Raw genomic sequence first — 21,088 nt, 5'->3', positions numbered from 1 at the left:
AACCGATTGCAGAGGGTTCTTGATGAAAATGCTTCCCCTACGTGCGGCCATTGCAGCCGCGTTGCTGAGTGTCGCTGTTGGCGTCTCGGCCAAACCCCTGGTGGTCTGCACCGAAGCCAGTCCGGAAGGCTTCGACATGGTCCAGTACACGACTGCAGTCACAGCCGATGCGGTGGCCGAAACCATCTTCAATCGTCTGGCCGACTTCAAGCCCGGCACCACTGAAGTGATTCCGGCACTGGCCGACTCCTGGGAGATCAGCGAGGACGGTCTGACCTACACGTTCCACCTGCGTAAAGGCGTCAAGTTTCACACCACCGAATACTTCAAGCCGACCCGCGACATGAACGCCGACGACGTAGTCTGGAGTTTCCAGCGTCAGCTGGACCCGAACCACCCATGGCACAAACTGTCGAGCGTGGGCTTCCCGTACTTTGAAAGCATGGGCTTCAAGGAACTGCTGAAAAGCGTCGAGAAAGTTGACGACAACACCGTCAAATTCACCCTGACCCGTCGCGAAGCGCCGTTCCTGGCGGACGTCGCCATGGCCTTCTCCTCGATCTACTCAGCCGAGTACGCCGACCAGTTGCTCAAGGCCAACAAGACCGGCGACCTGAACAACAAACCGGTCGGCACCGGCCCGTTCGTTTTCCAGCGCTACAACAAAGATGCCCAGGTTCGCTTCAAGGCCAACCCGGACTACTTCCGTGGCAAGCCACCGGCTGATGCGCTGATCCTGGCCATCGCCACCGATAACAACGTGCGCCTGCAAAAGCTCAAGGCCAACGAGTGCCAGGTCGCGCTGTATCCGAAACCGGATGACATCCCGAGCATCAAGAAAGACACCAACCTGAAGGTTGATGAGATGAACGCGATGACCGTTTCCTACATCGCCATGAACACCTCGCACAAATACATGAGCGATGTGCGTGTGCGTAAGGCCATCGACATCGCGTTCGACAAGGCGGCTTATGTCAACGCGCTGTTTGGCAAAGGCAACGCAACAGTGGCGGTCAACCCGTACCCGGACACCCTGTTGGGTTACAACCACGAGCTGAAAAACCCGCCACGTGATCTGGACAAGGCTCGTGCCCTGCTCAAGGAAGCGGGCGTGCCGGAGGGCACTGTTTTCACGCTGTTCACCCGTAACGGCGGCGGGCCGACCAACCCGAACCCGATGCTCGGCGCGCAGATGATGCAGGCTGACCTGGCCCAGGTCGGGATCAAGGTCGACATTCGCGTCATGGAATGGGGTGAAATGCTCAAACGCGCCAAAAACGGCGAGCACGACATGGTTTCCGCCGGATGGGCGGGCGACAACGGCGACCCGGACAACTTCCTGACGCCTAATCTGAGTTGCGAAGCCGCCAAGAACGGCGAAAACTACGCGCGCTGGTGCAATGAGAAATTCCAGACCCTGATTGACCAGGCACGGGCTAAAGTGAACCCGGCGGAACGTGCAGCGCTCTACGAGCAAGCCCAGGAGGTTTTCAATCAGGACCAGCCATGGATCAACATGGCGCACACCCGTATGTTTACCGCAATGCGCAACAACGTAGAGGGCTATCACATTAGCCCCCTCACCACTAATAACTTCGCCACCACCCAGGTGAAGTAGATAAGAAACTACCGGCATTCCTGACCCAGGAATGCCGGGCACGCCTAACCGGCTGATGAGGTACCACACAAGATGTTTAGTTTTATTGCCCGCCGATTGGGGTTATTGATCCCCACATTCTTCGGCATCACCTTGCTGACTTTCGCGTTGATTCGCATGATTCCTGGCGACCCCGTGGAAGTGATGATGGGCGAACGTCGGGTCGACCCCGAAATGCACGCTCAGGCAATGGAACGCCTTGGCCTGAACAAACCGCTGTATGCCCAGTACCTGGACTACATCGGCAAGTTGGCCCACGGCGACCTTGGCGAATCCCTGCGTACCCGTGAAAGTGTCTGGACCGAGTTCAGCTCTCTATTCCCCGCGACCCTGGAACTGTCCATGGCCGCGCTGTTGTTCGCCGGCATCCTGGGCCTCCTGGCCGGGGTGATCGCGGCACTCAAGCGAGGATCCCTGTTCGACCATGGGGTGATGGGCATCTCCCTGGCGGGATACTCGATGCCGATCTTCTGGTGGGGCCTGATCCTGATCATGTTCTTCTCGGTATCCCTGGGCTGGACCCCGGTGTCCGGGCGGATCGACCTGCTCTATGACATCGAGCCGCGGACCGGCTTCATGCTGATCGACACGCTGCTGGCCGATGACGTCGGTGCGTTCTTTGATGCCCTGCATCACCTGATCCTGCCGGCCATCGTGCTCGGCACCATCCCGCTGGCGGTGATTGCGCGGATGACCCGTTCGTCGATGCTCGAAGTGCTGCGCGAAGACTACATCCGTACCGCCCGCGCCAAAGGCCTGTCGCCGTCGCGCGTGGTTTTTGTTCACGGCCTGCGCAACGCGCTGATCCCGGTATTGACCGTGGTCGGCCTGCAAGTCGGCACATTGCTGGCCGGTGCGGTTCTGACCGAAACCATCTTCTCCTGGCCCGGCATCGGCAAATGGCTGATCGAAGCCATTGGCGCACGGGACTATCCCGTGGTGCAGAACGGCATCCTGTTAATCGCCTGCCTGGTGATTCTGGTGAACTTCGTCGTGGACGTCCTCTACGGCTTTGCCAACCCACGCATTCGTCACCAGCGCTGAGATCATCATGACCATGACCACTCCAGCTTCAACTCAAAATCAAGCGGTAACAGTCGATCAAAGCCTGCTGTACCCGTCCCCTTACAAAGAATTCTGGCAAGCGTTTTCCAAGAACAAAGGCGCCGTTGCCGGCCTGATGTTCATGCTGCTGGTGATTTTCTGTGCGATTTTCGCGCCGTGGGTTGCTCCGCATAACCCGAGCGAGCAATACCGTGACTTCCTGTTGACCCCGCCGTCCTGGCTGGAGGGTGGGCAGATCCAGTTCCTGCTCGGCACCGATGAACTGGGTCGCGACCTGCTGTCGCGCCTGATCAACGGTTCGCGCCTGTCCCTGCTGATCGGCTTGTCGTCGGTGGTGATGTCGCTGATTCCGGGCATCCTTCTGGGCCTGTTCGCCGGCTTCTTCCCGAAACTGCTCGGCCCGACCATCATGCGTCTGATGGACATCATGCTGGCCCTGCCGTCCCTGCTGCTGGCGGTGGCGATTGTCGCCATCCTCGGCCCTGGCCTGATCAACACCATTATTGCCATCGCCGTGGTTTCGTTGCCGTCCTATGTTCGTCTGACCCGCGCTGCGGTGATGGGCGAATTGAACCGCGACTATGTGACCGCCGCGCGTCTGGCCGGTGCCGGTCTGCCACGCCTGATGTTCGTCACCGTGCTGCCCAACTGCATGGCGCCGCTGATCGTTCAGGCCACCCTGAGTTTCTCTTCGGCGATTCTCGATGCCGCGGCACTGGGCTTCCTCGGCCTTGGCGTACAACCGCCAACCCCTGAGTGGGGCACCATGCTGGCTTCGGCTCGCGACTACATCGAACGCGCCTGGTGGGTGGTAAGTCTGCCTGGTTTGACCATTTTGCTCAGCGTGCTGGCAATCAACTTGATGGGCGACGGTCTGCGCGATGCGCTGGACCCGAAACTCAAGAACGCCGCCTGAGGAGATTCAAATGTCACTGTTAGAAATCAAGAATCTCAACGTTCGCTTCGGCGACAAGAACGCGGTTCCGGTGGTCGACGGGCTCGACATTACCGTGGACAAGGGCGAAGTCCTGGCCATCGTTGGCGAGTCGGGTTCCGGTAAATCCGTGACCATGATGGCGCTGATGGGCTTGATCGAGCACCCGGGGATCGTCACCGCCGACGCGCTGAATTTCGACGGCAAGAACATGCTCAAGCTCAGCAACCGTCAGCGTCGGCAAATCGTCGGCAAAGACCTGGCCATGGTCTTCCAGGACCCGATGACCGCGCTGAACCCGAGCTACACCGTCGGCTTCCAGATTGAAGAAGTGCTGCGCCTGCACCTGAAAATGTCCGGCAAGCAGGCCCGCGCACGCGCCATCGAACTGCTGGAAAAAGTGGAAATCCCGGGCGCCGCCAGTCGTATGGACGCCTACCCGCATCAGCTTTCCGGCGGTATGAGCCAGCGTGTTGCGATCGCCATGGCGATTGCCGGCGAACCGAAACTGCTGATCGCCGACGAACCGACCACGGCATTGGACGTAACGATCCAGGCGCAGATCATGGACCTGCTGCTGGCGTTGCAGAAAGAGCAGAACATGGGCCTGGTGCTGATCACGCACGACCTCGCGGTCGTGGCCGAAACCGCTCAGCGTGTGTGCGTGATGTACGCCGGCCAGGCGGTTGAAGTGGGTCAGGTTCCTCAGTTGTTCGACATTCCGGCACACCCTTACAGCGAAGCGCTGCTCAAGGCGATTCCGGAACACAGCCTGGGTGCCACGCGCCTGGCCACGTTGCCGGGCATCGTTCCCGGTCGCTATGACCGTCCGCAGGGTTGCCTGCTGTCGCCACGCTGCCCGTATGTGCAAGACAGCTGCCGCGCCCAGCGTCCAGCCCTGGACCCGAAAAGCAACAGCCTCGCCCGCTGCTTCTACCCGCTGAATCAGGAGGTGGCGTAATGGCCGTCGTACTTACCGCCCGCGACCTGACCCGTCACTACGAAGTGTCCCGTGGCCTGTTCAAGGGCCATGCGACCGTGCGCGCCCTGAACGGTGTGTCGTTCGAACTGGAAGCCGGCAAGACCCTCGCCGTTGTAGGTGAGTCGGGCTGCGGCAAATCCACCCTGGCCCGCGCCCTGACGCTGATCGAAGAGCCCTCCTCCGGCTCCTTGAAAATCGCCGGGCAGGAAGTCGCCGGCGCCGACAAGGCTCAGCGCAAACAACTGCGCAAAGACGTGCAGATGGTGTTCCAGAGCCCTTACGCCTCGTTGAACCCTCGGCAGAAAGTCGGTGATCAACTCGCCGAGCCGCTGCTGATCAACACCAGCCTGAGCGCCTCGGAACGTCGCGAGAAAGTACAGGCGATGATGAAGCAGGTAGGCTTGCGTCCTGAGCACTATCAGCGTTATCCGCACATGTTCTCCGGCGGTCAGCGCCAGCGGATCGCCCTCGCTCGCGCGATGATGCTGCAACCGAAAGTGCTGGTCGCGGACGAACCGACCTCGGCGCTGGACGTATCGATTCAGGCGCAGGTGCTCAACCTGTTCATGGATTTGCAGCAAGAGTTCAACACCGCCTACGTGTTCATCTCCCACAACCTGGCGGTGGTTCAACACGTCGCCGATGACGTGATGGTGATGTACCTCGGCCGCCCGGTGGAAATGGGTCCGAAGAACGACATCTACGAGCGTCCTCTGCACCCGTACACCCAGGCGCTGCTGTCGGCCACCCCGACCATTCACCCGGACCCGAACAAGCCGAAGATCAAGATCGTCGGCGAACTGCCCAACCCGCTGAACCCGCCGTCCGGCTGCGCATTCCACAAGCGCTGCCCTTACGCGACCGAGCGCTGCAGCACCGAAGAGCCGGCCCTGCGCCTGCTCGACAGCCGTCAGGTGGCTTGCCACTACGCCGAGCAGTTCCTCGACGGCGCGGCATAAAAAAATGTGAGAGCGAGCCTGCTCGCGAAGGCGTTAACCCGGTCAACATCAATGTCGACTGACACGCCGCTTTCGCGAGCAGGCTCGCTCCCACAGCAATAGGTGAGCTGTTCAATAACCCCTTCTGCCCCGGCTGCGCATCAGCCGGGAAAGAAGGGGTTTTCATTTGCCTGCGGTTTATGTCTGGCTGTCGCCTTCATCATCGCTGTCCGGTTCATCAGTGGTCGAATCATCGTCGTCCGCACTGCCGCCCTGCCCTTGGTCGCCTGGCTCCGACTCGGACGCGGCGATCATCAGCCCAGTGTGCGTCACCTGCCCACTCGAAGCCTGCTCACCATGGTCCGGGCATTCCGCCCAGGCCGCTGACATGCCAACCAACAGCAGTACCCAAACTTTCAGCAACAACACAATGCGTTGAAAAATGCTCATGGCTGATTCCATCCTTATCGCAGGTGAAACGTGGTGGCCCGACGGCACTGGTAGACATCCGGTCCCGATGGGGCGGGTTGGGTTCTCCAGATAGGACTCTAACGATGCGCGGGAAATGCAGTGGGTGGGGAGAACGGATTTGAATAATGCCTATAACCAGATCAGCTAAATTACGCGAGCTATCTGCGAGTTGCCTGGCAAACCAGTGGCATGGACAAGATCGCCAAGGCCGCACACCCAAGCCAGACACTATGCCCACCAAAGTGGCCATAAAGGTGGCCTCCAAGCGTCGGAGAAAGCAGCACACTCGCGCTCCAACACATTGAGAAAAGACCAAAGTAGTGCCCGCTTTTTCCCGCTTGTGCGCGCTTCATGACCATCACGTTCAAAGTAGGCATGAAGAGAATTTCGCCAAGCGTCCAGATAGCGGTCGAGAGGCAGAGATAAAACACACCGGCGCCCAAGGGCAACATGCCAAGCCCGCAGGCCAGCAAAATGCTGCCTGCCAGCAGCCGCCAGCGTGCGCTCCATCGCTCGCTCCAATGAGATATCGGGATTTGCAGTACCACCACCAGCACTGCGTTGAGCGCAAATTGCCAACCAATGACTTCAGCACCCAACCGATAGTAATCAAGTAAATAGTTGCCCAACATGCTGTAGACCGGCTCAAAGGCAAGACCGAGCAAGACTGAGGCCCCCAACAGCCAGAGGAAAGGCTTGTCGCGATACGGTACGCAAGAACCTGAAGCCCCCTCGGAGTCCTCATCCTGCCTCAGAATATCTCGCTGATGTGTCGCCCGAACAAACCAGACCAAGGCCAGCAGAGACATGGCGGCACTGAGAAAAAATACCCAACGAAAATCCGTCTGCGCCAGGACGCCACCCACCACTCCGGCAACTGCCATGCCCAAATTGCTGGCAACACGGTTCAATGACTGCGAGCGAGTCCGCTGTGCAACCTCGCAATACTCCATGATCAACCGCTGATGAAGGGTGCGAATCGCACCATCAAGTATCCCGCTGAACAGAAGCAGACCTGCCAACAAAAGCACATCTGTAACCAGTCCCAACAAGACCAAAATCCACGCTGAAACAAAAAACAGCGCGGCAGTGAGTCGAGCCGTCGGGAAATGCTCACTCAGCAGTCCTCCCCCCATCGACCCTATCAACAAGCCGGCTCCGTACCCGGACAACAACCATCCAACGGTTTCAATCGGCAACGCCAACGCCTGACGCAGGTACAACGCCATGAACAGCTTCACCATGGCGCTCAAACGGCTGATAAAAATCAACGCAGCAAGCACCCAGGCCATTGGGCAGAAATAGCCACTGAGCCGAATCGGGTAAATGTACCGATCAGTCATCCCATTGATCCAGGTTGCGCCTTACTTCGCTTTGGATGCCCTTTGAAGCGAAAGGAATATCCGAGCGAACCTCATGCTCTGCATCAAAAAAATATTGCGCTTGTAACCGCCCCTCGGCATCCAGCCCCAGTAAAGGGTTATTGATCAGAAAGTGTCTGGTGGACACACAAAGCGCCCTTGTTCGAATCAACAACCGCCATTGACCGAATGCGTTTTCAGGAACAACTGCCGTCGTCCCAAAGCGTTTCTTGTACTGGAATGTTCCTTTGCTCAGAAATGGCTCGCAGCCCTGGAAGTCGACACAATCAATCGCTGGATGGTCGGATGCCCACTCAAGGATCGCGTGGTAGACATAATTCTGCGCTCCATTGGCCCGGTAGACGGCGGCTCCCTCCTTCACTCCGATCAACCGCGCATTCAAGGTGCGTGTCGATTCATTAATCTGGGAAATACTGCCCGCCACCCACTCACCCTTTAAATGAACTCGAAACAACACGCCTTGTTTAAATAAGTCGAGATAAGCCGCTTGCTCCGGCACGCTTCGCGCAAAACACCCGTAACGGGCGCTCATTGTCGGGACGTGCATCGACCGATAGAACGCAAAGAAGTCTTTATCTTCAAACGACACATCGAAATCAAAACCTTGTCCGGCCAATTGAGTGCGACGCTTGTTTTCTCGATGGGAGAATTGGCTCAGTACCTGCTGCCATCCAGCTGAAACATCAACTTGCTGGTGAATCCTGCTCACGCCGACAATATCGCCAGGCTGCCGGTATTGCTGAATGACCTCCAAGGGAGCCATCAACAAGTACAAGTCGGTATGATCCTGCTTTATGAAACCCTCAAGCTGGTGCCACTCCAGAGTTCCTTCCTGCTCTATATACGGCTTCTCAAAAAAACACTGCGCCACAAACGGTGCGATATAAACCAAACCTTCCGCCACTCCTGCATAAACCAGGCATGCCGATTCTCCAGCTCTGGAGTCGCCCCGATAAACGCGAAAATGGCAGAGCGCTTTGCTGATCATGTGAGGATCAAAGCTCATGGATTACAAGGGCTGCGAAGGATCTCCATCATCTCTTCAGCACTATCAATAAAAGACAAACCCTCTGTGGGAATGCCTTCAAAATCCCGCCCGCAATAGGTGCCCGACGCGTGGATGGTGCAACCGTCCATACCCTCAAGTAGTTGTCGATCAATTGCATTCAGGCAACCTGTCATGGCCATCACCAATGACCACTCTTTCAGATCACGAGGATCGGCTGGCAAGCTGACGGGCGTATTCGCGAGAAATTGAGCGCATTCACTGTAGCGCTGCATGCACTCATGAAGCGAAACGACTATTCCCGAGCCGCCATTGGCCCTGACCCGCGCAGTCATTTCCACTGCGGTAGGTGGCAGGTGTGTATAAAAAGTGTGTTCGAGTACTTCGTCTGGACTCCATGTTGTGGCAGGAAAGTGCGCAGACTCCGACTGCACCCATAAACCGTCGGCCCCCTGCTTATAGCGTGGAGCAGAAGCACCCTCAAAATTTCCGTCGAGCAAGTGCAGAACCATGTCGCTGGTTGCGAGATGTTGAACCAACAAAAATGACGGAGTGGAAACCTGTGTCCCGTGACGCTTCATCACATCCACACCTGAGCAATATCCCAGAAGACCATAAGCACTCGACACAGCATGCACATGCACGGTCTTGCGGTCAGTGTCCCAGGCGTCACCATACTCAAAATCAAAAAAAGCCCGGGCTTGATCAGAAAACCGGTAGTTCTCGAGCCGGAGGGAATGCCACAACTTCGAATCACCCAATGGACGACGATTGAAGAGATCCTTGAACTGTTGACCAACAACCTTTACTGCTTCCGGCGACTCAGTATCCAGCACGAACACAGGATTCAAAGCACGCAATCGAGGATCGTCGTAAAGTTCGGATCTACGCAACTTTTCAGTCGTCAGGGCAGGCGTCAGCGTGACAATGCGTAACTGCTCTGGGTGGACCAGCTTGTTTTTAAGTGCCCGTAGAACCGCATCACGTAGAGCGATGGCTTTGTTTCCGGATGAGGGGGAAAACAACACAATACTGTCGCCGGTATCCTGAATATGGCGAATGGCGCGCGCAACGATCAACGTCGAGGCAAAGGTCTTTGTGGTTTGAGTATTTGCGTTTTGCCTCAGGTCGAACAAACGCAACGGCATACCTCGGTAACGGCCCACCTCAAAAAATTGCGCAGTGGCGACAGAAAGAAAGGCCTGCATTCGCGGCTCCATTTCGGGCAGCTTCATGGAAGGCTCAAAAGCGTCGTCACGGATGCTGACTTCGAAACAGGGAGCACTGCTGACGATCAGATCGTAGTAACGTTCGATGACAGAAATGGGAGTCAGAGGTCGTTGGGTTGTCAGTGCAGCCGCATCGGTTTTCATTACGTCCATTTGTCTTGTGCTCCTGCTCGTGGAAAGTCGCTACTTGCGAAATGTCCACCGAAAGCTAGACGTCAACGACTTCCATGTCTCGCGTAAAAGACTAGAGAAGTAAAAAGCAGAGCCCAGCTACAGAACTCCGTAAAAACGCCTACAGAAATGCCTGACATACGCGTACTGACTCATCGCTTGATGACGTTCGCCCGCCTTGCGGAATTTCACGTCCGGCCAGCACTCGCGAAAGACGTCAACGAGAATGCGGGCCGCCTGATAACCCGTGGCGTCCTGACCACCATCGCGAGCCGGCTCGCCCCCACAGGGAATTGTGTCGGGCATGAAAAAGCCCCGGCGCTTTCGCGACCGGGGCTTTTGATTTTGCAACTCAGCGTTTAATGATGCTCACGCGTCGCACGGAATTTCACGTCCGGCCAGCGCTCTTCCATCAACGCCAGGTTGACCCGCGTCGGCGCCAGGTACGTCAGGTGACCACCGCCATCGACCGCCAGGTTTTCCACGGCCTTGACCCGGAACTCCTCGAATTTCTTCTTATCGTCGCAATCGATCCAGCGAGCGGAATAGACGGTGATCGGCTCGTAAGAGCACTCGACCTTGTATTCCTCTTTCAAGCGGCTGGCCACCACATCGAACTGCAGCACACCGACGGCGCCGAGGATGATGTCGTTGCTGCGCTCGGGGAAGAACACCTGGGTGGCGCCCTCTTCCGCCAATTGCTGCAAGCCTTGACGCAGTTGCTTGGATTTCAGCGGATCACGCAGGCGCACGCGACGGAACAGTTCCGGGGCGAAGTGCGGGATACCGGTGAAGCTCAGGGCTTCGCCTTCGGTGAAGGTGTCGCCGATCTGGATGGTGCCGTGGTTGTGCAGGCCGATGATATCGCCGGCAAACGCTTCTTCCAGTTGCTCGCGCTCGGAGGAGAAGAAGGTCAGCGCGTCGCCGATCCGCACGTCCTTGCCGGTGCGCACGTGGCGCATCTTCATGCCTTTTTCGTACTTGCCGGAGCAGATACGCATGAAGGCGATACGGTCGCGGTGTTTAGGGTCCATGTTCGCCTGGATCTTGAACACGAAGCCGGTGAATTTCTCTTCGACTGGCTCGACGGTACGCTCGTTGGCAACACGGGCCAACGGTTTCGGCGCCCAGTTGACCACGGCATCGAGCACGTGATCGACACCGAAGTTGCCCAGGGCAGTACCGAAGAACACCGGCGTCAGCTGGCCGTCGAGGAATTCCTGTTGATTGAATTCGTGACAGGCGCCCTGCACCAGTTCCAGCTGATCGACAAAGCGGTCGTATTCATCGCCCAAGTGCGCGCGAGCTTCGTCGGAATCGAGCTTCTCGATAATTTTGACATCGGTGCGCTCGTGGCCGTGGCCCGCGGTGTACACGATGATGTAATCGTCGGCGAGGTGATAAACGCCCTTGAAGTCACGGTAGCAACCGATCGGCCAGGTGATCGGCGCCGCCTTGATCTTCAGGACCGCTTCGATTTCGTCTAGCAGTTCGATCGGGTCGCGGATGTCACGGTCGAGTTTGTTGATGAAGCTGACGATCGGCGTGTCACGCAGACGGCAGACGTCCATCAGCGCGATGGTCCGAGGCTCTACACCCTTACCGCCGTCGAGGACCATCAAGGCCGAGTCCACCGCCGTCAGGGTGCGGTAGGTATCTTCGGAGAAGTCTTCGTGGCCCGGGGTGTCGAGCAGGTTGATCATGTGGTCGCGATATGGGAACTGCATGACCGACGTGGTAATCGAGATACCACGCTGCTTTTCCATTTCCATCCAGTCGGAGGTGGCATGGCGGTCGGATTTACGTGATTTCACCGTGCCCGCAATCGCAATCGCCTTGCCCATCAGCAAGAGCTTCTCGGTGATGGTGGTTTTACCGGCATCGGGGTGGGAAATAATGGCGAAAGTGCGGCGTTTCGCGACTTCGGCGGCCTGTTTGGTCATGGGAAATCGCCTGGCAGGTGATTCAAAAAAGGGCGGCGAGTATAGCGCAAACCGACCGTCACGGACCACCGTTCGCCCTCTCGCCCATGGCGATCGACAGGTCCAAAGGGAGATCAAGGGTGGCTAATTGCTGCTAATTATGGAACCTTTTAAAAGGTGCAGACGTCCACTCCCCTGTTACAGCTCTCGTAGCAGGGTTTGAAAAACCTGCAAGTTAGCCTGACGAGGCTGCGCTTATGGCTCGATCTCATGCGGTTGCATCAGCATGAAGAGCTGCTTCTCGCGAACGTTGTTTTTCCCGGCAGCCAGGAATGGCATGCCACACGGGACTGCGTTCGCCGACAAAGAAAAAAGGAGTCCGCCTGTGGCTATTCGCTATGGCAAGGGGCTGATAGGAGGTGCGGTTGTCGTCGCTCTCCTGGCCCTGCTGGTCCACTGGATTGGCATCAACACGATCGAACATTACCGCGACGATTTGTTGTTTTACCTGCAAGCTCACTTGATCCTCGTCCTTGTCTCCATGCTGGCCGCCCTCGTTGTGGGCATCCCCGCCGGTATTTTCCTCAGCCGCCCGAGCATGGTGGGCCGCGCTGAACGCTTCATGCAGATCTTCAACATCGGCAACACCGTGCCGCCTCTTGCCGTACTGGCCATCGCCCTGGGGATCCTCGGCATCGGCAGCGGCCCCGCGATCTTCGCGCTGTTCCTCGCCTCGCTGTTGCCGATTGTGCGCAACACCTATGAAGGCCTGAAAAACGTTCAGGGTTCCCTCAAGGAAGCGGCCGTCGGCATCGGCATGACACCGACGCAAGTGCTGTGGCGGGTCGAACTGCCGAACGCTGTACCGATCATCATCGGCGGCGTGCGCGTGGCCTTGGCGATCAACGTCGGGACGGCACCGCTGGCGTTCCTGATCGGCGCCAACAGCCTGGGCAGCCTGATTTTCCCTGGCATCGCCTTGAACAATCAGCCGCAACTGCTGCTCGGCGCGGCCTGCACCGCCCTGCTGGCCTTGCTGCTCGACGGCCTGGTGACACTCGCCAGCCGCCTCTGGCTCGAACGCGGCTTGCGCCCGTCTTAAGCCTCGGCAAAGGAAATCTCATGAAAAAAATATGCTTGTTTCTAGGCTGCGCCCTGCTGTTCGCAGGAATCGCCCAAGCCGCAGAAAAACCGGTCATCCGCATCGGCGCCCGGGTGTTCACCGAACAAACCCTGCTGGCGGAAATCACCTCCCAATACCTGCGCACCAAGGGTTACGACACTCAGGTGACCGGCGGTCTGGGCAGCAACCTGGCCCGAAGCGCCCACGAAAGTGGTCAGCTGGATTTGATGTGGGAATACACCGGCGTCTCGCTGGTGGCTTACAACCACATCACCGAGAAGCTCGACAGTGCGCAGTCCTACGCCAAGGTGAAGGAACTCGACGCGAAAAAAGGCCTGATCTGGCTGACTCCGTCGAAATTCAGCAACACCTACGCCCTGGCCCTGCCGGAAACCACCGCTAAGGCTTACCCGCAGATCAACACCATCAGCGAGCTGAACACGGTGCTGCAGGCTGAAGCCAAGACCAATCATCTGGTGGCGCTGGATACTGAGTTCGCCAACCGTTCCGACGGTCTGGACGGCATGGTCGATCTCTACGGCATGAACCTGTCCCGCAAGAACATTCGGCAGATGGATGCCGGTTTGGTTTACACCGCCCTGCGCAATGGCCAGGTGTTTGCCGGTCTGGTCTACACCACCGACGGTCGCTTGAACGCCTTCAAGCTCAAACTGCTCGAAGACGACAAGCACTACTTCCCGGACTACACCGCCGCGCCAGTTGTGCGTCAGGACTACCTCGACGCCCATCCAAAACTGGCGGAAGAAATAAGGCCGCTGGCTGAACTGTTCGACGACGCCACCATGCGCCAGCTCAACGCGCGGGTCGATGTCGATCACGAAAGCCCTTCATCCGTTGCCGCAGACTTTCTGCGCCAGCATCCCTTGAACTGAGGAGGAAAAGACATGGAATTTCTGAACGCCTTTTCCCATCTCGACTGGCCGCTGGTGCTGCACCTGACCTGGCAGCACATCACCCTGGTCGGCATCGCCGTGACATTGGCGATCCTCGTGGGCGTGCCGTTGGGCGTGTTGATGACGCGCTTCCCGACCCTCGCCGGCCCGCTGCAAGCCAGCGCCACGGTGCTGCTGACCGTGCCGTCGATTGCGCTGTTTGGCCTGTTGCTGCCGTTCTACTCGAAATTCGGCCAGGGCCTCGGTCCGATGCCGGCAATCACGGCGGTGTTTTTGTACTCGCTGCTGCCGATCATGCGTAACACCTACCTGGCGCTGACCGGCGTCGAACCGGGCATTCGCGAAGCCGCTCGCGGCATCGGCATGACCTTCGGCCAGCGCCTGCGCATGGTCGAACTGCCCATCGCCGTGCCGGTAATTCTGGCCGGTGTGCGCACCGCCGTGGTCATGAACATCGGCGTCATGACCATCGCCGCAACCATCGGTGCCGGTGGCCTCGGTGTACTTATTCTCGCTTCAATCAGCCGCAGCGATATGTCGATGCTGATCGTCGGCGCCGTGCTGGTCAGTCTCCTGGCCATCTTCGCCGACCTGCTTCTGCAATGGCTGCAACGCACGCTGACTCCAAAAGGACTGCTCAAATGATCGAACTTCAAAACCTCAGCAAGACCTTCCAAAGCAACGGCAAAGATGTGAAAGCCGTGGACTCGGTAAGCCTGACCGTCAATGAAGGCGAAATCTGCGTATTCCTCGGGCCATCGGGCTGCGGCAAAAGCACCACGCTGAAGATGATCAACCGCTTGATCAAACCGACCTCGGGCAAGATCCTGATCAACGGCGAAGACACCACCGACCTCGACGCCGTGACCTTGCGCCGTAACATCGGTTATGTGATCCAGCAGATCGGCCTGTTCCCGAACATGACCATCGAGGAAAACATCACCATCGTTCCGCGCCTGTTGGGCTGGGACAAACAGAAATGCCACGACCGCGCCCGCGAGTTGATGAGCATGATCAAGCTGGAACCCAAGCAGTACCTGAATCGCTACCCGCGTGAGTTGTCCGGCGGTCAGCAGCAGCGGATCGGTGTGATTCGGGCACTGGCGGCCGACGCGCCGTTGTTGCTGATGGACGAACCCTTCGGCGCGGTCGACCCGATCAATCGCGAGATGATCCAGAACGAGTTCTTCGAGATGCAACGGGCGCTGAACAAGACTGTGATCATGGTCAGCCACGACATCGACGAAGCGATCAAGCTGGGCGACAAGATTGCAATCTTCCGCGCTGGCAAGCTGCTGCAGATCGATCACCCGGACACGCTGCTGGCGCACCCGGCGGATGACTTTGTCAGCAACTTCGTCGGCCAGGACAGCACCCTCAAGCGTCTGTTGCTGGTGAAAGCCGAAGACGCGGCGGACAACGCGCCGTCGGTCAGCCCGGAAACCGCGGTGGCCGAAGCCCTGGAGTTGATGGACGAACTGGACCGTCGCTATGTGGTGGTCACCGATGGTGAGAACAAGGCGCTGGGTTATGTACGACGTCGCGACCTGCACCGTCAGACAGGGACTTGCGCGCAGTACTTGCGTGAGTTCAACGCCACGGCGGCGTTTGACGAGCATTTGCGCATCCTGCTGTCGCGCATGTACGAGTTCAACCGCTCGTGGCTGCCGGTGATGGATGCGGAGCGGGTGTTCCTGGGGGAAGTGACTCAGGAATCGATTGCCGAGTACCTGAGTTCCGGCAAGTCCCGTGGGGGCAAGACCAGCATTGTTTCGCCGGCCGAGACTGCGCTGGCCTGACCCTAATCTGTCGCCGCCTGTTTGATAACCAGGCGGCGATATGGACGCCGCTTTCAACGTCTTAGTGAGGGTTGCATTTATTGTCACCCTGCAGCTCCATTATTACCTCATGAGCGACGTACGGGCGACGCGGTTCAAGGCTCCAGGTCGCCTTGTTCGCGGCGATGTCAGGGGAATCAAGATGACAGGCGAGTTGACGGCGCATGGTGCTGCCGATGTGATCGAAATTCCATTCCTTACTGGAATTGTTAGCCGCCAGATTGGCTAATTCCGCAAATACCACATTTGTTTTCCCCACTCCGGCTTTCCTTCCGCACTCGGTTGGTGTCACCGTCAGTGATGAGATGGTTCCCAGCACTGGCTCTTTGTAGTCGTCAATCCACACAGCCTTCTCGATGTATTTGTCACAGGACCGATTGTCGACCGGCGGTGCAACGACCTGATCGCCCGGGTAATAGGCAAATTTGGCATCCTCGACGATCGTGCGCGGCATTTGTACTTTTATGACTGGTTTCCAGCCGCCTTTACCAGATGGAATCTCCTCGTTCCATCTACGCTGGTCATCCTGAGCGAGCGCGCGACCCGCGAAGCTTTTGCCATTCGTCTCAACGATGTCGATGCCACCGATATACGTAAATGCTGCGATAGGCAGTGCCTTAAATACCTGATTTGCAACTGTCGCCGGGTTTGTATCATCTGGGTCGGGAGAATCAAAATGGGGCCTTCTGAGGTTCCAGTCTCTTTTCCAAAAATTATCGTCAGGCCAAACGCGCAGTCGCAACTCCGTTTGAGTGGTTTGAGCTCTGATTTTTTCTTCAGGATCATGGGCTATCAATTTCCGCCCTTCAATAAAGGCATTAAAAGCATCCGCCTTATTGAACGTTCCAAAATAATCTGCGGTCGTATCGAACCCACATTGAAATCGATGAGCCTTGATAGGATCTGGATCCTTGGTCTGACGATCAAAATACGCCATCCAGCCCGAGGCGCTACTGATCTTAAGCTTTTGACAATAATCCTCTTGAACACCAACGGTATTATTGATGTCGCCATCCTGAAAATAATCACCACAACCGTTATTGTTTCGATTATAAGTCCAGGCATCAATAGGAAACGCACAAAGCACTGTGACTTTGAATTGGTCATTTTCATTTATAAAATCATTAGGTATCAAAGCAAAACCATTAAACTTAAGCAAACCCAGACCATCGTATTCCGCGTCCTTGCGCAGATAGGAAGCAGACACGCCTCCATTGGAAACAACACCGTTGCCACCCGCCTCAGCGTTATGCGAGTTCGGACCAGCATTCCATGGACGGAATTCTTTTTTGCTGTCCGTCCCCCGAAGAATCAATCCGGAACAGTCAGATGCAAGCCTTCCGCTGCCACAATCCCTGGCGGTGAGACGATACCAATACTCCATCAGCGTTGCCGTATCTGTGCCGGGACTTGCTTGCAAGAGAGGAGAGCCAGCGGCAACTCCTACCATCAAAGTGACGCGCGCCGCTTTTAACAATACATTATTAAACACATTAGTCTCCCATTGCGTTATTTAGGAAAACGCAAGACACGTGCGAAATCCGACACACTAAAACGCGCAGGGAAGTACTCACCCTAATAATGGCAATGCATCTATGACCGTACGAGCGAATTCCATTCGATCGAAATTTTCAACTCACTTTCGATCTCGAGTATCGGATAGATGAGGAGAGCGATCTACTGACACAAATAACAGGTTACAGTAGTTTTTAATATCATTTTCGAAACACCCGGAAAGTTTATATTACCTTTTCGACTATAGAGAGATATTCAAACGATCATTACTTATGCGGTGCTCAATTTGTTTCCGTGGAGGGGATCCGCATGAAGATAACTCAACAATTAGAGAGTTACCGGTGTTTGGGCAAGTACCTAAGGGTCGGCCAACCCTGCTGTCGCCGGATCTAGTGCCTTCGCGAGCAGAATCGTGATGGCGCACCACAAATCCCGCTGCCCCCCTCAAATTTCCCTACCAAGGGAACATCACACTGTCATGCAGGTCGGTTACATCAGTAGCTATCCAGGACCGCACGACGGAAGCGTGCAAAAACGCGACATTTTTTGTTGATCTCAAGCCCCTCACGCCCTAAAGTTCGCGCCGAACGTCCATGCTGGAAACGATCCATCCGGCTCAAGTACTGACGACGAGACAGCAAGGCCAAGGGAAAGCACCGCCTCCCGTGGCCTTTTTGCTTTCGGCGACATGCCTTGGGAAGTAGGCGAACCAAAGTGGGGATACGGAGGACGTTCAGGAGGGTGTGTCATCAATGAAATCACGAGTGCGCCGGAGCCTGCTTTTGCGCAGGGCAAGGCGCGAGGCCCGCGGTTTGGTTGTTCCAAATAAGGGACGAGCAACGCAGCCCTGCGCAAAAGCAGGCCCGGCCCTTCGGGTTGTGCCTGAGCGCGCGCCATGCTGCGTTGCAGGCCTTGCGAAGGGAATGACCATTAGCGGCGGCCTGCGCCTTGCCTGGCACGCGCTCAGGCGCAACGCACTCGCGATTTCATTGATGACACACCCTCGCACCCATTGTTAATTTCAGTTTGCCAGTAGGAGTTCCCAGCATGTCGATCAACGTCGAAGACTATTTCGCGCGCGATACCTTCAACAAAATGAAGGCGTTTGCCGACAAACAAGAAACCCCGTTCGTGGTGATCGACACCGCGATGATCAGCCAGGCCTATGACGACCTGCGCGCCGGTTTCGAATTCGCCAAGGTCTACTACGCGGTCAAGGCCAACCCAGCCGTCGAAATCATCGACCTGCTCAAAGAGAAAGGCTCGAACTTCGACATCGCGTCGATCTACGAGCTCGACAAAGTGATGAACCAGGGCGTTGGCCCGGATCGCATCAGCTACGGCAACACCATCAAGAAATCCAAGGACATCCGCTACTTCTACGACAAGGGCGTGCGTCTGTATGCCACCGACTCCGAAGCAGACCTGCGCAACATTGCCAAGGCTGCGCCGGGTTCGAAAGTCTACGTGCGCATCCTCACCGAAGGCTCGACCACGGCTGACTGGCCTTTGTCGCGCAAATTCGGCTGCCAGACCGACATGGCCATGGACCTGCTGATCCTCGCCCGCGACCTGGGCCTGGTGCCTTACGGCATCTCGTTCCACGTTGGTTCACAACAGCGCGACATCAGCGTCTGGGACGCGGCGATCGCCAAGGTCAAAGTGATCTTCGAACGCCTGAAAGAAGAAGACGGCATCCACCTCAAGCTGATCAACATGGGCGGCGGCTTCCCGGCCAACTACATCACTCGCACCAACAGCCTGGAAACCTACGCCGAAGAAATCATCCGTTTCCTCAAGGAAGACTTCGGTGATGACCTGCCGGAAATCATCCTGGAGCCAGGCCGTTCGTTGATCGCCAACGCCGGCATCCTGGTCAGTGAAGTGGTGCTGGTGGCGCGTAAATCCCGTACCGCCGTCGAGCGTTGGGTTTATACGGATGTGGGCAAGTTCTCCGGCCTGATCGAAACCATGGACGAAGCGATCAAGTTCCCGATCTGGACCGAGAAGAAAGGCGAGATGGAAGAAGTGGTCATCGCCGGCCCAACCTGCGACAGCGCCGACATCATGTATGAGAACTACAAGTACGGTCTGCCGCTGAACCTGGCCATCGGTGATCGTCTGTACTGGCTGTCGACCGGTGCCTACACCACCAGTTACAGCGCGGTTGAATTCAATGGCTTCCCGCCGTTGAAATCGTTTTACCTGTAAGCGCTAAAGCGACAATCAAAAAGCCCATGACGTGTCATGGGCTTTTTTGTGTCTGAAATCCTCTCCCCCGGCACTCTACAGTGCTTGCAGGGGGACGAGCTCCCGCTCAAGGTCGGCGCAGCGCTGAGCGTAATCGGTAGCCAATTCGCGAACTTGCCCGTTCTGCGCAGTCAACAACGTCTGACTCGCCACCCGCAGGAAATTTATATTTCCGCCGTCCCGCGCCTTGCGTAACCAACCCAGCGCTTCTTCGATATGCCCCTCGTCGGCCAGCACAGCGGCATGACTGAACTGCCCACGAAAATCACCACCGACCGCCGAGCGCCGATACCACTCACGCGCAGCTTGCGGATCCGCCGGACAGCCCCGTCCTTCTTCCAGATAACGACCGAACAGGTTCATCGACTTCGCATGGCCCAGTTCTGCGGCGCGACGATAAAAACTCAGCGCTTGCACCTGATCCTCCATCACACCTCGCCCGGTCGCCAGCAGATTGGCGTAGTTGTACATCGCCCAATCCAGCCCGGCGTCGGCGGCGATTCGATAATGCTGCGCGGCAACCGAAGCGTCCGCCGCACACCCCCAGCCATGCTCATGACAACGACCGAGCATGTTGCGCGCCATCAGATGCCCGCGCCGGGCGGCAATCCCGAACCAGCGCACGGCCAGCGGCTGGTCCTGCCCGATGCCATTCCCGTCCAGCAGAATCTGCCCGAGCAAGGCTTGAGCATCGAGAATATTTTCACGGGCAGCGATCAGAATCGCCTGGGCTGCACGAGCGGGGCTTTCTTCCAGCATGGCTTTGAGCGAATCACCGTCGAGGACTTCCTCGCGGCGCAATTGGAAACTCATACGTCGACCCAACGACGCAACAGGTTGTGATATGTGCCCGTGAGGCGGATCAACGACGGGTGATCGGGCATGTCCTGAGTCAATTGCTGGATCGCCCCGTCCATCTCGAACAGCAACGCGCGCTGACTGTCTTCGCGCACCAGGCTTTGGGTCCAGAAGAACGACGCATAGCGGGTGCCGCGGGTGACGGCGTTGACCTTGTGCAGGCTGGTGCCGGGATACAAAACCATGTCGCCGGCCGGCAATTTCACGCGCTGGGTGCCGAAGGTGTCCTGGATTTCCAGTTCGCCGCCGTCATAGTCCCCCGGTTCGCTGAAAAACAGCGTCGCCGACAGGTCGGTGCGGACCCGCTCGATACCGCCCTTGGGCTGACGCACGGCGTTGTCGATATGGAAGTCGAAACTGCCGCCCGCCGTGTAACAGTTCAGCAACGGAGGAAACACTTTGTGCGGTAAAGCCGCGGACATGAACAGCGGATTTTTCCACAGCCGCTCAAGCATCGCCGCACCCACTTCCTTGGCCAGCGGATGACCTTCAGGCAGCTGCAGGTTGTGCTTGGCTTTGGCCGACTGGTAGCCGGCGGTGATTTTGCCATCGGCCCAATCCGCCTGCTCCAGAGCCTCGCGGATGCGCTGCACTTCTTCTTTCGCGAACACGCCGGGAATGTGCAGCAGCATGGGAGGACACCTGGAGGTAAAGAGGCGGCAATGGTATTGATTCTTATTGACTGTGTAAAACCCCCACGACGAACCAATCATCAAAAACCGTAAGGTCAAATTGTAAAGAATGTAAATTCCTCGCGAATAGTAACGTTTCGCAATTGATACAAATACGCGTCTACCCTATATTCCGCGGCCTCAAATCCTTGGGGAGGGGAA

The 21,088-nt window shown here is 57.2% G+C and carries 18 protein-coding genes; 10 read left to right on the top strand and 8 right to left on the bottom strand.

Features of this window, described 5'->3' with window-relative positions; all coding sequences use genetic code 11:
• Nucleotides 1–22 precede the first annotated feature (22 nt).
• The 5 genes from HP062_RS25535 to HP062_RS25515 all read left to right on the top strand — a co-directional run bounded on the left by HP062_RS25535 (nt 23) and on the right by HP062_RS25515 (nt 5,597).
• Entirely contained in the window at nt 23–1,618 is a 1,596-nt protein-coding gene (locus HP062_RS25535; RefSeq protein WP_077747406.1) for an ABC transporter substrate-binding protein, read from the top strand.
• A 72-nt stretch (nt 1,619–1,690) separates the two neighbouring features.
• Nucleotides 1,691–2,701, top strand: a complete 1,011-nt coding sequence (locus HP062_RS25530; protein ID WP_038978933.1) for an ABC transporter permease subunit — start codon at nt 1,691–1,693, stop codon at nt 2,699–2,701.
• Between the two features lie 7 nt (nt 2,702–2,708).
• Complete coding sequence (locus HP062_RS25525) at nt 2,709–3,638, top strand: ABC transporter permease subunit (RefSeq protein ID WP_370654429.1); 930 nt, start codon at nt 2,709–2,711, stop codon at nt 3,636–3,638.
• 10 nt (nt 3,639–3,648) lie between these two features.
• The gene (locus tag HP062_RS25520; protein ID WP_010463418.1) at nt 3,649–4,617 is read left to right on the top strand and encodes an ABC transporter ATP-binding protein; all 969 of its coding nucleotides are present in this window, start codon (nt 3,649–3,651) and stop codon (nt 4,615–4,617) included.
• On the top strand, nt 4,617–5,597 hold the full coding sequence (locus HP062_RS25515) for a peptide ABC transporter ATP-binding protein (RefSeq protein ID WP_010463420.1): 981 nt from the start codon (nt 4,617–4,619) through the stop codon (nt 5,595–5,597). The genes HP062_RS25520 and HP062_RS25515 overlap by 1 nt, the downstream gene beginning before the upstream one ends.
• Nucleotides 5,598–5,774: 177 nt before the next feature.
• On the opposite strand, the gene HP062_RS25510 is transcribed toward HP062_RS25515, so the two are convergent.
• The 5 genes from HP062_RS25510 to HP062_RS25490 form a co-directional block, all read right to left on the bottom strand.
• Nucleotides 5,775–6,026 carry a hypothetical protein gene (locus HP062_RS25510; RefSeq protein WP_154503056.1) on the bottom strand — a complete coding sequence of 84 codons (252 nt, stop codon included), beginning with the start codon at nt 6,024–6,026 and terminating at the stop codon, nt 5,775–5,777.
• A 179-nt stretch (nt 6,027–6,205) separates the two neighbouring features.
• Nucleotides 6,206–7,390 carry an MFS transporter gene (locus HP062_RS25505; protein ID WP_172792259.1) on the bottom strand — a complete coding sequence of 395 codons (1,185 nt, stop codon included), beginning with the start codon at nt 7,388–7,390 and terminating at the stop codon, nt 6,206–6,208.
• Complete coding sequence (locus tag HP062_RS25500; RefSeq protein WP_256665983.1) at nt 7,383–8,417, bottom strand: hypothetical protein; 1,035 nt, start codon at nt 8,415–8,417, stop codon at nt 7,383–7,385. Before HP062_RS25500 ends, HP062_RS25505 begins: the two co-directional genes overlap by 8 nt.
• A 14-nt stretch (nt 8,418–8,431) precedes the next feature.
• Nucleotides 8,432–9,817, bottom strand: a complete 1,386-nt coding sequence (locus HP062_RS25495; protein ID WP_010463428.1) for a DUF6002 family protein — start codon at nt 9,815–9,817, stop codon at nt 8,432–8,434.
• A 377-nt stretch (nt 9,818–10,194) separates the two neighbouring features.
• A complete protein-coding gene (locus HP062_RS25490) occupies nt 10,195–11,778 on the bottom strand; it encodes a peptide chain release factor 3 (protein ID WP_010463432.1) in 1,584 nt (527 codons plus the stop codon).
• 364 nt (nt 11,779–12,142) lie between these two features.
• Between HP062_RS25490 and HP062_RS25485 the strand changes: the two genes are divergently transcribed.
• From HP062_RS25485 to HP062_RS25470, 4 genes are read left to right on the top strand one after another with little or no spacing between them, the layout of a single operon-like run.
• Nucleotides 12,143–12,859, top strand: a complete 717-nt coding sequence (locus HP062_RS25485; protein WP_010463434.1) for an ABC transporter permease — start codon at nt 12,143–12,145, stop codon at nt 12,857–12,859.
• A gap of 20 nt (nt 12,860–12,879) precedes the next feature.
• On the top strand, nt 12,880–13,773 hold the full coding sequence (locus HP062_RS25480) for a glycine betaine ABC transporter substrate-binding protein (protein ID WP_172792258.1): 894 nt from the start codon (nt 12,880–12,882) through the stop codon (nt 13,771–13,773).
• 12 nt (nt 13,774–13,785) lie between these two features.
• Nucleotides 13,786–14,439 (top strand): ABC transporter permease, encoded by a 654-nt coding sequence (locus HP062_RS25475; protein WP_010463438.1) that lies wholly within the window; start codon nt 13,786–13,788, stop codon nt 14,437–14,439.
• The gene (locus HP062_RS25470; RefSeq protein ID WP_172792257.1) at nt 14,436–15,593 is read left to right on the top strand and encodes a betaine/proline/choline family ABC transporter ATP-binding protein; all 1,158 of its coding nucleotides are present in this window, start codon (nt 14,436–14,438) and stop codon (nt 15,591–15,593) included. The genes HP062_RS25475 and HP062_RS25470 overlap by 4 nt, the downstream gene beginning before the upstream one ends.
• Nucleotides 15,594–15,654: 61 nt before the next feature.
• On the opposite strand, the gene HP062_RS25465 is transcribed toward HP062_RS25470, so the two are convergent.
• Nucleotides 15,655–17,124, bottom strand: a complete 1,470-nt coding sequence (locus HP062_RS25465) for a DUF2599 domain-containing protein (RefSeq protein WP_256665982.1) — start codon at nt 17,122–17,124, stop codon at nt 15,655–15,657.
• Between the two features lie 1,070 nt (nt 17,125–18,194).
• Here HP062_RS25465 and HP062_RS25460 point away from each other — a divergent pair.
• Complete coding sequence (locus tag HP062_RS25460) at nt 18,195–19,358, top strand: type III PLP-dependent enzyme (RefSeq protein WP_010463443.1); 1,164 nt, start codon at nt 18,195–18,197, stop codon at nt 19,356–19,358.
• Between the two features lie 75 nt (nt 19,359–19,433).
• Here HP062_RS25460 and HP062_RS25455 read toward each other — a convergent pair whose 3' ends face one another.
• Nucleotides 19,434–20,210: a tetratricopeptide repeat protein gene (locus HP062_RS25455; RefSeq protein ID WP_145307008.1), complete on the bottom strand. Its 777-nt coding sequence runs from the start codon at nt 20,208–20,210 to the stop codon at nt 19,434–19,436.
• Nucleotides 20,207–20,887, bottom strand: coding sequence for a Fe2+-dependent dioxygenase (locus tag HP062_RS25450; protein ID WP_077747399.1), 681 nt, complete (start codon nt 20,885–20,887; stop codon nt 20,207–20,209). Before HP062_RS25450 ends, HP062_RS25455 begins: the two co-directional genes overlap by 4 nt.
• Nucleotides 20,888–21,088 lie beyond the last annotated feature (201 nt).

It is taken from the genome of Pseudomonas sp. B14-6 (assembly GCF_013260315.1).
GTDB lineage: Bacteria > Pseudomonadota > Gammaproteobacteria > Pseudomonadales > Pseudomonadaceae > Aquipseudomonas > Aquipseudomonas mandelii.
This window is presented reverse-complemented; position numbering and strand designations above follow the sequence as displayed.

What these genes read in the sequence shown, in the direction of transcription:
- HP062_RS25535 (WP_077747406.1), top strand. Translation starts at nt 23, where the DNA reads ATGAAAATGCTTCCCCTACGTGCGGCCATTGCAGCCGCGTTGCTGAGT.
- HP062_RS25530 (WP_038978933.1), top strand. Translation starts at nt 1,691, where the DNA reads ATGTTTAGTTTTATTGCCCGCCGATTGGGGTTATTGATCCCCACATTC.
- HP062_RS25525 (WP_370654429.1), top strand. Translation starts at nt 2,709, where the DNA reads ATGACCATGACCACTCCAGCTTCAACTCAAAATCAAGCGGTAACAGTC.
- HP062_RS25520 (WP_010463418.1), top strand. Translation starts at nt 3,649, where the DNA reads ATGTCACTGTTAGAAATCAAGAATCTCAACGTTCGCTTCGGCGACAAG.
- HP062_RS25515 (WP_010463420.1), top strand. Translation starts at nt 4,617, where the DNA reads ATGGCCGTCGTACTTACCGCCCGCGACCTGACCCGTCACTACGAAGTG.
- HP062_RS25510 (WP_154503056.1), bottom strand. Translation starts at nt 6,026, where the DNA reads ATGAGCATTTTTCAACGCATTGTGTTGTTGCTGAAAGTTTGGGTACTG.
- HP062_RS25505 (WP_172792259.1), bottom strand. Translation starts at nt 7,390, where the DNA reads ATGACTGATCGGTACATTTACCCGATTCGGCTCAGTGGCTATTTCTGC.
- HP062_RS25500 (WP_256665983.1), bottom strand. Translation starts at nt 8,417, where the DNA reads ATGATCAGCAAAGCGCTCTGCCATTTTCGCGTTTATCGGGGCGACTCC.
- HP062_RS25495 (WP_010463428.1), bottom strand. Translation starts at nt 9,817, where the DNA reads ATGGACGTAATGAAAACCGATGCGGCTGCACTGACAACCCAACGACCT.
- HP062_RS25490 (WP_010463432.1), bottom strand. Translation starts at nt 11,778, where the DNA reads ATGACCAAACAGGCCGCCGAAGTCGCGAAACGCCGCACTTTCGCCATT.
- HP062_RS25480 (WP_172792258.1), top strand. Translation starts at nt 12,880, where the DNA reads ATGAAAAAAATATGCTTGTTTCTAGGCTGCGCCCTGCTGTTCGCAGGA.
- HP062_RS25475 (WP_010463438.1), top strand. Translation starts at nt 13,786, where the DNA reads ATGGAATTTCTGAACGCCTTTTCCCATCTCGACTGGCCGCTGGTGCTG.
- HP062_RS25470 (WP_172792257.1), top strand. Translation starts at nt 14,436, where the DNA reads ATGATCGAACTTCAAAACCTCAGCAAGACCTTCCAAAGCAACGGCAAA.
- HP062_RS25460 (WP_010463443.1), top strand. Translation starts at nt 18,195, where the DNA reads ATGTCGATCAACGTCGAAGACTATTTCGCGCGCGATACCTTCAACAAA.
- HP062_RS25455 (WP_145307008.1), bottom strand. Translation starts at nt 20,210, where the DNA reads ATGAGTTTCCAATTGCGCCGCGAGGAAGTCCTCGACGGTGATTCGCTC.
- HP062_RS25450 (WP_077747399.1), bottom strand. Translation starts at nt 20,887, where the DNA reads ATGCTGCTGCACATTCCCGGCGTGTTCGCGAAAGAAGAAGTGCAGCGC.